The sequence below is a fragment of the Pectobacterium polonicum genome (assembly GCF_005497185.1).
Classification (GTDB): domain Bacteria; phylum Pseudomonadota; class Gammaproteobacteria; order Enterobacterales; family Enterobacteriaceae; genus Pectobacterium; species Pectobacterium polonicum.
Genome location: NZ_RJTN01000001.1, coordinates 335,212 through 347,680, shown reverse-complemented (window position 1 = coordinate 347,680; position 12,469 = coordinate 335,212). Strand labels below are relative to the sequence as shown.

Sequence of the window (12,469 nt, the reverse complement as noted above, 5' to 3'; positions counted from 1 at the left end):
TCGATAACAATGCGTCTCAGGGATGAGATGCATCGCCCGTCGAATGGACAGAAAGCCCCCATTGTCGCCAACGCTCACAGCGTTGCGCATCAAGATCGATTAGCGCAGTGGCAGTTTCTTCTCGCCAGCGCTTCAAGAGCGCTTTCCTGCCCGTTAGCCCCAACATAGCGACTATCTGTTCGCCTTCATCCGGTTTATCCACCAGCAGGCGTAGCGCAGGCAGCGGCAATGTAGTGTGAATCAGCAAGCGACAAATAGCGGCGAAGCTGGCTTCCATCGGCCGATACGCAAAGGCAAATCCCGCCAGTTCACGCCAGTCATCGTCATTCAGTTCAGTACTCTCGGCATCCGACGCCGTATTTTCTGTCTGCGGCAGCGCGAGGTTCAGCGGAATAAGGCGTTGTAGCCAATACCAGTCACGCGCTAATTGCTGGCTCCCCTGCTCCGCCAGCTTATGGCCCGATTCACTCAGCGGCAGTATCGCCATCGCGCTGTAACAGCCACTGCTGGCCTCAAGATGGCTACCAATGCGCACCAGTTGAAACCCACACGATTGCCAGAACGCCCACAGCGCTGGCTGATAGCCGAAACTGACTGACAGGTAATCCAGCGCCTGTTGTTGTGCTTCGCGTGTCTGCTCTGCGATTAACGCTCGCCCTATTCCCTGTCGGCGAGATGACGATGCCACCGCAATCCGGCTTATGCGACGCGCACGCAGCGTCGGTGCATTCCACAGTCCAGCATGTGCCGCCAGCGATTGGGCGACCAGATTACCGCGCGGGCGTCGCCGCCCCGCCCACACCTCATGAGCCAGTGAGGCAGACAGCCCGCCTTCCTCCACCAGCCACAGTACGCCACACATCTCGCCCGCTACCTGTGCGCTGGCGATGTGCATACCTGGCGCATCCATCAGACGGCGCAAATCCAACGGCGAGGTACGGTAATGTGCGCTGCACAATAGCGCGTAGCACCCAGCCAGGCGTTCGGGATGTGTCAGCCAGTCGGCGGCACGTTCAGTTCGAATATCCAGCGAGGGCAAAGCCAGCGAGCCAGCAACGGGATGTAGCGGAGAATGAAACGAGGTAGGCTCGTTGAACAGCAGCGCCTGATCCAACACGCGCTCCAGCGGATCGTTAACCGCCCAGCGCAGCGGATCGTCCAGCGTAAACGCCCGCCACTGCGGCAGCGAAGCACAGAATTTGAGCAAAAAGCCCCGTCCGGTGCCTTCATATCCCTGCACAGTCGTGGTCATCAAAATACGGGGAAAATAGGGTAACAGCGCCGCGAGGAGAGACGATGGAATCGCAGCCGCCTCATCAATCAGCAGCCAATCGATATCGGATACACCATGAAGGCGACAGTGTGCCAATAGCGCATCCGGTGCCCAAAACTGCGCATCAGCACGCGCGTGCTGATGCAGGATATCCGTCGCAACGCGAGAAGGCGCAGTGAGCCAGCAGGTTCCGCGACTACGCTGCGTTAGCATACCCGCCAGCGTCGATTTCCCCCGACCACGCGGCGCGGTAATCACAAATATGCCAGACTCGGCGGCGCTCAGTTCATGCAGAATATGCTGCTGTCGTACGGTCGGTTCACCGTTTACAGACTGCCAGTAGACCCGCTCGGCCAAAGGCCGAACCGTTAATTCCAGCCCCTGTTGCCAGAGAACGACGTCCTCATCAGCCAACAGCTGGCGCTGGAAATGCTGAATAAAGTGCGGGGTGGCAATCGGCTGTTGCTGTTCGCTCCAGCGCAGGCTGTCTTCATCCGGTAAGGTCGGCCATGACTGCCACGACGGCACCAGCATAATCAGCCAGCTACCGGCCTGTAGCGTGCCTGACAGCATAGCCAGTGCTTCAACATCCACACCGCTACGTGCATCAAACACCGCGTGAAGAAACTCCCGTCCCAGCAGTGTCCGCACTCGACTGGCAGAGAGTGAAGGGACGGAATCCGGCGCATCTTCGCTAATCCACAGCCAGTCGCCAATTGACTGACAACTGAGCAACAGCGCCTGTTCTTCACACCAGCTCGGTTCACCGCTCAGTACCAGCAATCGCCGGACGCCATAGCGTTGCTGCCGGTATTGGCTGTGGAGAAAATCACGCAGCATCATCACACGCGCCGGATGAATCAGGTCTTGCCGATCAGCAGAGAAAGTAACCCTGCGGCGATCAGCGGTCCGACGGGAACACCGCGAAACAGCGCCACGCCCATCACCGTTCCCACCAGCAATCCCGCCACAACGGAGGGTTGGCTGCTCATCAGCGACACGCCGCGTCCGCCAAGCCAAGACACAACAACGCCAATGAGGATCGCCAGCAGAGATTTCCAGTGCAGGAAGGAATGCATCACTTCACTGGCGGTAATTTTTCCGCTGGCAATCGGTGCCATCACGCCAATCGTCAGCACTACAATACCGATACTCAGTCCATATTTTTCCACCCACGGGAAATAGTTATTTAAAGGGGTGATACGTATTGCCAGCAGAATCAGAATTGCCAGCGTGACGGTCATGTTGTGGCTGATAATGCCCAGCCCCGCCAGAACGAGCAGAATTAACAATGTTGGATCGAAGTAAGCCATGGCTGCGAGTCTATCGAGAGTAGTCAGGTTGCGCGTTAAGCAAACCGCGATGATAACATTAATCAGAGTCAGGGGCAGGTCAGCAAATCATGCAGACGGCGGGGGATAGAAACAGCAACTGGAAAGGTTCACCATTAAAACGTTCGAAGTGCCAGCCTATCGCAGACTGGCACCCCGAACGTAAACGATTGCGCAGTTAGTCTAATTTTACGCCGATACGGTGCGCAACTTCTTCATACGCTTCAATCAAACCACCGAGGCTTTGACGGAAACGGTCTTTATCCATTTTGTTCAGCGTTTCTTTATCCCACAGGCGGCTACCGTCTGGTGAGAACTCATCACCCAGCACGACTTCGCCCTTGAACAAACCAAATTCCAGCTTGAAATCGACCAGAATCAGCCCGGCGTCGCCAAACAGTTTGCTCAGCACGTCGTTCGCCTTGTAGCTCAGCTCTTTCATGCGAGCCAGATTCTCTTCATTCACCCAGCCGAACGTCTTGCAGTAAGATTCGTTCACCATTGGGTCATGCATCGCATCATTTTTCAGGAACAGATCGAACAATGGCGGATTCAGCTCAATGCCCTCTTCAACGCCCAGACGTTTTACCAGCGACCCTGCCGCACGGTTACGCACGACACACTCGACCGGCACCATCTCCAGCTTTTTCACCAGCACTTCATTGTCAGACAGCAGGCTCACCATTTGCGTTGGGATTCCCGCTTCTTCCAGCTTGCTCATGATGAAATGGTTGAATTTGTTATTTACCATTCCTTTACGGTCAAACTGCTCAATGCGCGCACCGTCTCCTGCTGATGTATCATTGCGGAACTCCAGCACCAGTAGATCGGGATCTTCGGTGGTGTAGACGGTTTTCGCCTTTCCACGATACAGCTCAGCTAGCTTTTGCATCTTTAATTACTCCACACAGTGAGGGCCAAAAATACGACCCGTATATTTAACGCTTCCCCGAACGGTTGCCAACAACGCCCGCCAATTCGGGTAGAGAGGTTGAATGAAGAAGGGCCGGATAATCCGACCCTTGGTTTATGCGTTATTTACCGAACGCCGCCTGGAATACGGCCACCAGCGCATCGTTCTGAGACTGGGTTAGCGTATGCCCTTTGGAATCGATAAATTGCAGACTGCTGCGGTTATCTAAATCGCCAACCTGCAATTTGTAATCGCCGTTAGGCAGTTCAGGATTTTTCGCGCCTAGGTCATCCCAGGTTCCACCGCTTGGTGCACGATACGTGACGGAGACAGAGCCTTGCGGACGGCTACGATCGTTCACCTTCATGCCGATCTTGTCCAGCGCAGCAGGCAGACGATCCCACACCACCGTGTACGGACCGCGCACAATCAGCAGTGGCAGACCCGTATCATCCGCTCCACTCTGTACATCCAGCGAACCAATAGTGCGGTTTGCCAGCGCGTTTTCGCGTGCCGTTGCCTGAGAATCCAGACCATTACTAAGCGCATTCAGCATCAGCCCAGTGTAACGCTGAGTCTGATCGCCCGCGGTGACTGGCTGACCGTTCAACTGCAATCCCAGCAATTTTACGATCAAAACAACCTGATAGCCCTGCTGCTGCACGGAAACCTGATAACGCCCCTGATACGGTACGTCTTCATCTTCACGCGGCCATGAGATCCAGTCAGTCGTCAGCGTTTGGCTGGCATCCTGACGGCTAGCAATGGTGAACGCCTTGTCTTGCAACACGCGGATAACCTGAGACCAGAGCTGGCTGTTTTGCGCGCTGTTTTCTAAAAACAGCGTGGCCGTATCCCCCGAAACCTGGGTACGGGAACCATTCAACAAAGCCAATGGCTGCACGGGAGGACGAATATCCAGTGCCTTGCCGACCGCACCATTCAGGGTAACCGGTGGGATGTCATAATCCCCGTTCTGCACGGGTAAAATCATCCCGGCAGGCGTATTCAGCGCGTGATGCTCAGGCGCTTTCAAATAGGATTCATCGCCACTGACCTGACGCTTATAGCGCTGATCGCTGGAACAAGCCGCAAGCAACATCACGAGTGATACGCCAACGACTTTTGCCACCATCGACTTTTGTAATGAATAACTCATTAAATCTCCCTAACGATTACAGCAAACCCGCTTGCTTAAGTGCTTGCCCCATCACCGTGCGGCCGGAATCGGTCAGCGGTGTCATCGGCAGGCGCAGCGTATCGGTCGCTATGAGTCCCAATTCCTTACAGGCCCACTTCACCGGAATAGGATTGGGTTCAACAAATAACTTCTGATGCAGTGGCATCAGGCGCTGATTTAAACGGCGCGCTTCGACAAAATTGCCCTGCGCCGCCAGCTTGCAAAGTTCCGCCATTTCACGCGCAGCAATGTTCGCCGTTACGGAAATCACACCTTTACCGCCGAGTTGCATAAAGTCTAACCCGCTGGCGTCATCGCCGCTTAGCAAAATGAAGTCTTCACTAACCAGCTCTTGGATCTGGCTTACCCGACTTAAGTTCCCCGTTGCTTCTTTAATTGCGACAATATTTTTCACTTCAGACAAACGGGCAACCGTTTCCGGCAGCATATCGCAACCGGTACGAGAAGGTACGTTATACAGGATTTGTGGTAAATCGGTATGTTCAGCGATCGCTTTGAAGTGCTGGAATAGCCCCTCCTGCGTCGGTTTATTATAGTACGGTGTCACCGTCAGGCAGCCAACAACGCCCGTGCCATGAAAGCGTTTAGTCAGTGAAACGCCTTCGGCGGTAGCATTCGCACCAGTTCCAGCGATAACGGGAATACGCCCGTCGCTCAGCTCCAGCGTCAACAACACGACATCGCCATGTTCGTCATGGCTCAGCGTAGCGGATTCGCCCGTCGTGCCGACAGAGACAATCGCCGATGTACCGCTAGCGACATGATAATCAATCAGTTTCTTCAAGCTCGCCCGATCGACAGCGCCTTTGGCGTCCATCGGCGTAACCAGCGCAACAATACTTCCCGTAAACATTGGCCATCCCCTCCACAAACAAGTGCTTCATGGTACTTTTGACCTCTATGGAAAAGCAAGCGGACAAGGGCGTTGTAGGTGCATGACGCAGGTTTTTTTATGACGCAGTAAACGAAATTAAAAATGCTTCTGACGTTTTGGGAAAATAGACCGCGTAAATCGAGCTAAAAATGGCTCCAGGCTTTTTATTACGGGCTATCACTGCCCACCGCAAGCGGCGTTAAAAATTGCTCCAGGCTTTTTACGGCGGGCTATCCCTGCCCGCCGCCCTTCGGGCCGCCGCAAGCGGCGTTAAAAATTGCTCCAGGCAATTTTTTATGTTTACCATGTATTCATGGGAAAAAAGACAGGAAGCATGATGTTGCCAAGCTCACAAGAACACTATCTGGTTATTACCGCGCTGGGAGTCGATCGCCCCGGTATCGTCAATGCGATTACCCGCCACGTCAGTAGCTGTGGCTGCAATATCGAAGATAGCCGTCTTGCTATGCTGGGCAAAGAGTTCACGTTTATTATGCTGCTGTCCGGCAGTTGGAACGCGATAACGCTGATTGAATCGACCCTGCCGCTGAAAGGCGCAGAGATGGATTTACTCATTGTGATGAAGCGGACAGAGTCACAGGCCAGCCAGCCGACGCCTTCTACCGTTTGGGTGAAGGTTGACGTCGCCGATTCGCCTCACATTATTGAGCGTTTCACTGATTTGTTCGATTCTCACCAGTTAAACATTGCTGAGCTGGTGTCAAAAACCCAGCCCGCAGAGGGTGGAAAACCCCCTCAGTTGTATATTCAGATTGCCGCACACAGCTCTGCAACGCTTGATAGCTTAATTATTGAGCCAGCCTTTCATCAGCTATGTACAGAATTGAACGCACAAGGCAGTATTAGCGTCGTTAACTATGCCCAATAGTATAAATTATGGGTATATCCACAGCATGAAGAGACACAAGACGGAGAGTCGTGATGAACACACTGAAAGCCGGTGATATTGCACCGAAATTTAGCTTGCCCGACCAAGATGGCGAACAAGTAAATTTAACCGACTTCCAGGGACAGAAAGTGTTGGTGTATTTCTACCCTAAAGCGATGACGCCAGGATGCACCGTTCAGGCTTGCGGCCTGCGCGATAACATGGACGATTTGAAAAAACATGGCGTTGAAGTTCTCGGCATTAGCACGGACAAATCAGAAAAACTGTCCCGCTTCGTCGAGAAAGAAGTCTTAAATTTCACCCTACTTTCTGATGAAGATCATCAGGTTTCAGAAGGGTTTGGCGTTTGGGGAGAAAAAACCTTCATGGGGAAAACCTATGACGGTATTCATCGCATCAGTTTCCTGATCGATGAAAACGGCAAGGTAGAGAAGGTGTTTGACGACTTCAAAACCAGCAACCACCACGACATCGTTCTTGATTATCTGAAAAGCGCCTGATTCGCGGTTTTCAAATCGTCCACCGGCACCGTCATACGTGCCGGTTTTTCTTGCCTTTATCCCTCTTCACCACGTTTTTCCCGTTCGGGCATTTCTTTGTCTGCCATCGCTGGCTAAGATAGTCGGCAGAATGCTTTCACGTTAGCTGTTGATAAGGTTATCTTCCGTTATGTCTATTCGGTTAAGAAAAACGCTCATGTCCGTCCTGTTTGGGACATTACTGGCTGGCAACCTGCTCCCTGTTCAGGCTGACACGCAGGATCGGCTGCCGGATATCGGCACTACCGCGGGTGGTACGCTCAGTATCAATCAGGAGCTGGCGATGGGTGATTTTTATGTCCGTCAACTGCGGGCCGGTGCGCCGCTTATCAACGATCCCCTGCTGTCTAATTACATTAACCAGCTCGGTAACAGATTGGTCAAACAGGCCGACTCCGTGCGCACGCCGTTCCATTTTTATCTGATCCGTAATGACGACATCAACGCCTTCGCCTTCTTCGGCGGCAACGTAGTTCTGCATTCCGCGCTGTTTCGCTATGCCGATAGTGAAAGCGAACTGGCCTCCGTGCTGGCACATGAAATCTCTCACGTAACCCAACGCCATTTGGCACGCAGCATGGAGTCTCAGCAGCGTAGCGCCCCGCTTACCTGGGTCGGCGCACTCGGTTCCATCTTGCTGGCAATGGCTAATCCACAGTTGGGAATGGCAGCGCTCAGCGGCACGCTGGCAGGTGCGCAGCAGGGCATGATTACGTTCACGCAGGCAAATGAACAAGAAGCGGACCGCATCGGTATTCAGGTGTTGCAGCGCGCAGGCTTCGATCCGCAAGCTATGCCGAATTTCCTGCAAAAGTTGGCTGACCAATCACGCTATGCGTCCAGACCGCCGGAAATGTTGCTGACTCACCCCTTGCCGGAAAGCCGCCTGTCAGACGCCCGTAACCGCGCCAACCAGATGCGCTCAACGCCGGTGCAGTCTTCTCAGGATTTCTTGTTCGCCAAAATACGTACCTTTGGCATGTATGGTTCACCGGATCGCCCATTAAACGACGATCTGCTGGTGCAATGGGAAAAAGGTAACGTGCGGGAACAGTTGGCCGCGAAGTATGGCCGTGCCATTCAGCTGTATCAGGCCAAGAAGTACGATGACGCGCGTAATGTGCTACAACCCCTGCTAAGCAGCGCGCCTGAAAACCCGTGGTTTCTGGATATGATGACCGATATCGATCTGGGACAAAGCCGCGCGACGCAGGCTATCGCCCGTTTACAAAACGTACCCGGAATACAGGCCAATCCGGTTCTGCAACTCAATCTGGCGAATGCCTATGTGGAAGGGAAACAGCCTGCTGCTGCGAGCAAAATACTGTATCGCTACACCTATGCACATCCTGACGATTCGAACGGCTGGGAGCTGTTGGCGCAGGCCGCAGCAGCCCAAGGACAGCGTGCAGAAGAGCTGGCCGCACGTGCAGAGAGTCTGGCGCTTAACGGCCAGCTCGATCAATCTATTCGACTACTGAGCAACGCGAGTTCATTGGTCAAATTGGGGAGTCTGGAACAAGCGCGCTACGATGCCCGTATTGATCAATTCCGCCAGTTACAGCAGCGTTTCCGCCAGTACCAGAAATCCTGATAAGGAGCATAACGATGACACAGCCTTCAAACCAAAAATCTGTGACGATTTACCACAACCCGCGCTGTTCCAAGAGCCGCGAAACGCTGGCGCTATTGCAAGAACACAATATTACGCCCGACGTCGTGCTCTATCTCGACACGCCGCCCGATGCCGCGACGCTGTCTCAGCTTATCAAGCAGTTGGGTTTTAGCAGCGCACGCGAATTGATGAGAACCAAAGAAGAGGTTTATCAGCAGTTAGGATTGTCCGATGCCGCACTAACAGAAGCGCAGCTGATTCAGGCGATGATCGATAATCCAAAGCTCATCGAGCGCCCTATCGTCGTGGCACAAGATCAGGCACGTATTGGTCGCCCACCAGAACAGGTACTGGAAATTCTGTAATCGTCAGAGGTCGATCTTCAGCTAGCGATCCCAGCTACAGCCCGAGGATCTCTTTCACAAAGGGAATGGTCAGCTTGCGCTGTGCAGTGATGGAAGCGTGGTCAAGCTGATCGAGCGTCATAAATAACGTGCGCATTTCTCGATCCAAACGCTTAAGCAGAAAACGACTCACGTCTTCCGGCAATTCGAACCCGCGCAGCCTGGCACGCAGTTGCAATGCCTCCCCCTTCTCGTCATCCGATAACGGTTGTAGCTTGTAGATTTGCCCCCAGTCGAGACGAGAAGCCAGATCGGGCAGACGTAAATTTAGCTGACGCGGCGGACGATCGCCGGTAATCAACAGCCGGGCGCGCCCCGTTTCCTGAATACGGTTATACAGATTAAATACCGCCATTTCCCATTCTTCATCGCCCGCGATAGATTCGATATTGTCGATACAGACCAGCGCCAGCTGTTCCATGCCTTCCAGCACGTCCGGCACAAAGTAGGCGCGTTTATCTAACGGCACGTATCCCACCGCGCGTTCCTGACGCGACAGTTCGGCGCAGGCAGCATGCAGCAGATGGCTGCGTCCGCCCCCTTCGCGTGACCAGAAATAGATATAGCTACCATGCTCTTGATACAAAGCATTATTGACGGCGGCAAGAAGAGACGCGTTTTCACCCGGATAGAAACTAGCAAAGGTTTCGTCATCGGGTAAGTAGAGTGGCAATGAAAGCTGTGCCGGCGTGTTCAGAATCACCTCAAGCAGAACGGGCAGGAAAACGGATCGAGTTTACCACAAAAACCTGTCCCTGTTGAGGACGCGATATGCACGACCTCAACAGGGTGAATAACGCCGTTATGAACGCGCGTCGTTCTCTTCCGGCGCATCGAGGATTTCTTCCTCTTTGCGGAACAGGCTGATGACCTTAAACACCAGACTCATCCCAATACCGACAACCGTCGCCAGCGCCATGCCCTTCAGCTCGGTCGAGCCCAGATGCACTTTCGCGCCGCTGACGCCGATGATCAAAATCACGGAAGTCAGGATCAAGTTTTGCGCTTTGTTGTAATCCACTTTGGATTCAATCAGCACGCGAATACCGGATGCACCGATCACGCCGTACAGCAACAGCGACACACCGCCCATGACGGGAACCGGTACAGCCTGAATCGCCGCGGCCAGTTTACCCACGCAGGAAAGCAGGATCGCGAGGATCGCTGCACCGCCGATCACCCAGGTGCTGTACACTTTGGTAATCGCCAGTACGCCGATGTTTTCGCCGTAGGTCGTATTCGGCGTAGAACCAAAGAAGCCAGACAGCACGGTAGAAATGCCGTTGGCGAACATAGAACGGTGCAGTCCCGGCTCACGCATCAGATCTTTCTTCACGATATTCGCCGTCACAACCAGGTGGCCAACGTGTTCTGCAATCACTACCAGCGCAGCAGGCAGGATCGTCAGAATGGCAAACCACTCAAAGCGCGGCGTATAGAATGTCGGCATTGCAAACCAGTGCGCTTCACGAATCGGGGTTAAATCCACCACGCCCAGCGCGAACGACAGCGCATAGCCAGCCAATACCCCGATCAGAATCGGGATGATCGCCAGAAAACCGCGAAACAGCACCGATCCCAGAATGGTGATCGCCAGCGTCGCCAAAGAAATCGTTACCGCAGTAGAATCAACGGATGTGCCATCGGCAGGCAACAATCCAGCCATCCCTGCCGCGACCCCCGCCAGTTCAAGACCGATAACGGCGACAATCGCCCCCATCGCCGCGGGCGGAAACAGTACATTCAGCCAGCCAGTACCCGCTTTCTTAACAATCAGCGCCACCAGACAAAACAACACGCCGCACATAATGAAACCACCCAGTGCAACTTCATACCCCAGCGGCAACAGCAATAAAACGGGGGAAATGAACGCAAAGCTCGACCCCAAATATGCCGGGATTTTTCCCTTACAAATGAATAAATAAAGCAGCGTACCCACGCCGTTGAATAACAGTACGGTCGCTGGGTTGATCTTGAACAGGATGGGGACCAGAACGGTAGCGCCAAACATCGCGAACAGATGCTGGAAACTCAATGGGATGGTTTGTAACAAGGGGGGTCGTTCACTCACCCCGATGGCGCGACGAGTCATCTTCAATATCCTCTGTAGTGTTGTTATCTAGTGTTGCTATTTATGTGTGCAGGTAGACCCACACTTCTTATGTACTCGTCATACTTCAAGTTGCATGTGCATTGGCTGCGGTCACTCACCCGAATCACTTACCTGAGTAAGCTCATCGGGATTCTTTCCCTTGCCGCCTTCCTGAAACTCGAATTATTTGGAGTATTACAGCCAGACTCCTCCCGCCCCACCGTAGTGAAGCAGGATGATGTTGACTGCTGATGTAATAAAAGAACCACGTGTGACGTAACACAGGCTGTGGCGCGCCATAGGAAATACTTAGGTTTGCGCCAAAAAAAAGCCGACTATCACGTCGGCTTACCTGTTATTTCGTACCAAATATTTTATCGCCCGCATCGCCCAGGCCCGGCATGATGTAACCCTGCTCGTTGAGACCTTTATCAATGGATGCAGTATAAAGCTCGATATCCGGGTGAGCTTTCTCTAGTGCGGCAATCCCTTCTGGCGCCGCGACCAACACCAGCACCTTAATACTGTGGCAGCCTGCTTTTTTCAGCAGATCGATCGTCGCGATCATCGAGCCACCGGTCGCCAGCATAGGGTCAACAACCAGCGCCATGCGCTCTTCGATATTGGAAACCAGCTTCTGGAAATAGGGAACAGGCTCCAGCGTCTCTTCATTACGGTAGATGCCGACAACGCTGATACGCGCACTAGGGACATTTTCCAGCACGCCTTCCATCATCCCCAATCCTGCGCGCAGAATTGGTACGACGGTAATTTTCTTGCCCTTGATCTGATCGACTTCAACCGGACCGCACCAGCCATCAATGGTGACTTTTTCGGTTGCCAGATCGGCCGTCGCTTCGTAAGTCAGTAAACTTCCTACCTCGGAAGCCAGCTCGCGAAAACGCTTAGTGCTAATATCGTTCTCACGCATCAAACCCAGTTTATGTTTGACGAGTGGGTGTTTCACCTCGACGATCTTCATCATTATCTCCCCATCGGCTAGTGGACGGACAAAAACGCCAAACGCGTTTTTAAACACCGCTTGCGGCGGCCCGCAGGGCGGCGGGCACGAGAGCCCGTCGTAAAAAAAATCGCGGGATTATACCGCCTTTTTTACTTAGCGCCATATGATTAAGCCTGATCCAGATCAACCGAGAAGAGAAATTGTCGCCATTAACGAAAAATAGCCAGCCGATGACTCATCACTCGCAAACGATTGCCTACACTGTTAGAATTAGCGCGCATTATTTTTACCACAATATATTTGCTAAATACCGTGTTTTCTGAATACCGTGTTTTCTGAATATAATCCGTAAC

12 protein-coding genes are annotated in these 12,469 nt (G+C 53.3%); 4 read left to right on the top strand and 8 right to left on the bottom strand.

The genetic code is table 11. The features are described 5' to 3' along the window. Positions 1 to 16: 16 nt before the first annotated feature. From EDI29_RS01485 to dapA, 5 genes are all read right to left on the bottom strand, one after another. The gene (locus EDI29_RS01485; protein WP_137739430.1) at positions 17 to 2,116 is read right to left on the bottom strand and encodes a tRNA(Met) cytidine acetyltransferase TmcA; all 2,100 of its coding nucleotides are present in this window, start codon (positions 2,114 to 2,116) and stop codon (positions 17 to 19) included. 17 nt (positions 2,117 to 2,133) lie between these two features. Then, complete coding sequence (locus EDI29_RS01480; RefSeq protein WP_137739429.1) at positions 2,134 to 2,586, bottom strand: DUF441 domain-containing protein; 453 nt, start codon at positions 2,584 to 2,586, stop codon at positions 2,134 to 2,136. 196 nt (positions 2,587 to 2,782) lie between these two features. Continuing rightward, entirely contained in the window at positions 2,783 to 3,496 is a 714-nt protein-coding gene (gene purC, locus EDI29_RS01475; RefSeq protein ID WP_137739428.1) for a phosphoribosylaminoimidazolesuccinocarboxamide synthase, read from the bottom strand. Between the two features lie 142 nt (positions 3,497 to 3,638). Then, positions 3,639 to 4,676 (bottom strand): outer membrane protein assembly factor BamC, encoded by a 1,038-nt coding sequence (gene bamC / locus EDI29_RS01470; RefSeq protein ID WP_137739427.1) that lies wholly within the window; start codon positions 4,674 to 4,676, stop codon positions 3,639 to 3,641. 16 nt (positions 4,677 to 4,692) lie between these two features. After that, the gene (gene dapA, locus EDI29_RS01465) at positions 4,693 to 5,571 is read right to left on the bottom strand and encodes a 4-hydroxy-tetrahydrodipicolinate synthase (protein ID WP_107168343.1); all 879 of its coding nucleotides are present in this window, start codon (positions 5,569 to 5,571) and stop codon (positions 4,693 to 4,695) included. A 358-nt stretch (positions 5,572 to 5,929) separates the two neighbouring features. Here dapA and EDI29_RS01460 point away from each other — a divergent pair, with 358 nt between their 5' ends. The 4 genes from EDI29_RS01460 (at position 5,930) to arsC (ending at position 9,021) form a co-directional block, all read left to right on the top strand. Continuing rightward, a complete protein-coding gene (locus EDI29_RS01460) occupies positions 5,930 to 6,481 on the top strand; it encodes a glycine cleavage system transcriptional repressor (RefSeq protein WP_193555632.1) in 552 nt (183 codons plus the stop codon). A 53-nt stretch (positions 6,482 to 6,534) separates the two neighbouring features. After that, the gene (gene bcp / locus EDI29_RS01455; protein ID WP_039356343.1) at positions 6,535 to 7,002 is read left to right on the top strand and encodes a thioredoxin-dependent thiol peroxidase; all 468 of its coding nucleotides are present in this window, start codon (positions 6,535 to 6,537) and stop codon (positions 7,000 to 7,002) included. A gap of 169 nt (positions 7,003 to 7,171) precedes the next feature. Continuing rightward, positions 7,172 to 8,635, top strand: coding sequence for a beta-barrel assembly-enhancing protease (bepA, locus tag EDI29_RS01450; RefSeq protein WP_137739426.1), 1,464 nt, complete (start codon positions 7,172 to 7,174; stop codon positions 8,633 to 8,635). Positions 8,636 to 8,649: 14 nt separating this feature from the next. Next, a complete protein-coding gene (gene arsC, locus EDI29_RS01445; protein WP_137739425.1) occupies positions 8,650 to 9,021 on the top strand; it encodes an arsenate reductase (glutaredoxin) in 372 nt (123 codons plus the stop codon). 34 nt (positions 9,022 to 9,055) lie between these two features. Here arsC and hda read toward each other — a convergent pair whose 3' ends face one another. The 3 genes from hda to upp all read right to left on the bottom strand — a co-directional run bounded on the left by hda (position 9,056) and on the right by upp (position 12,134). Next, complete coding sequence (gene hda / locus EDI29_RS01440) at positions 9,056 to 9,763, bottom strand: DnaA inactivator Hda (protein ID WP_005976214.1); 708 nt, start codon at positions 9,761 to 9,763, stop codon at positions 9,056 to 9,058. A gap of 99 nt (positions 9,764 to 9,862) precedes the next feature. Then, positions 9,863 to 11,152: a uracil permease gene (uraA, locus tag EDI29_RS01435; protein WP_137739424.1), complete on the bottom strand. Its 1,290-nt coding sequence runs from the start codon at positions 11,150 to 11,152 to the stop codon at positions 9,863 to 9,865. 355 nt (positions 11,153 to 11,507) lie between these two features. Continuing rightward, positions 11,508 to 12,134 carry a uracil phosphoribosyltransferase gene (gene upp, locus EDI29_RS01430; protein ID WP_005976210.1) on the bottom strand — a complete coding sequence of 209 codons (627 nt, stop codon included), beginning with the start codon at positions 12,132 to 12,134 and terminating at the stop codon, positions 11,508 to 11,510. Positions 12,135 to 12,469 lie beyond the last annotated feature (335 nt).

Bases quoted from the DNA above. Each gene is read 5' to 3' on its own strand.
- EDI29_RS01485 (WP_137739430.1), bottom strand. From the start codon at position 2,116: ATGATGCTGCGTGATTTTCTCCACAGCCAATACCGGCAGCAACGCTAT.
- EDI29_RS01480 (WP_137739429.1), bottom strand. From the start codon at position 2,586: ATGGCTTACTTCGATCCAACATTGTTAATTCTGCTCGTTCTGGCGGGG.
- purC (WP_137739428.1), bottom strand. From the start codon at position 3,496: ATGCAAAAGCTAGCTGAGCTGTATCGTGGAAAGGCGAAAACCGTCTAC.
- bamC (WP_137739427.1), bottom strand. From the start codon at position 4,676: ATGAGTTATTCATTACAAAAGTCGATGGTGGCAAAAGTCGTTGGCGTA.
- dapA (WP_107168343.1), bottom strand. From the start codon at position 5,571: ATGTTTACGGGAAGTATTGTTGCGCTGGTTACGCCGATGGACGCCAAA.
- EDI29_RS01460 (WP_193555632.1), top strand. From the start codon at position 5,930: ATGTTGCCAAGCTCACAAGAACACTATCTGGTTATTACCGCGCTGGGA.
- bcp (WP_039356343.1), top strand. From the start codon at position 6,535: ATGAACACACTGAAAGCCGGTGATATTGCACCGAAATTTAGCTTGCCC.
- bepA (WP_137739426.1), top strand. From the start codon at position 7,172: ATGTCTATTCGGTTAAGAAAAACGCTCATGTCCGTCCTGTTTGGGACA.
- arsC (WP_137739425.1), top strand. From the start codon at position 8,650: ATGACACAGCCTTCAAACCAAAAATCTGTGACGATTTACCACAACCCG.
- uraA (WP_137739424.1), bottom strand. From the start codon at position 11,152: ATGACTCGTCGCGCCATCGGGGTGAGTGAACGACCCCCCTTGTTACAA.
- upp (WP_005976210.1), bottom strand. From the start codon at position 12,134: ATGAAGATCGTCGAGGTGAAACACCCACTCGTCAAACATAAACTGGGT.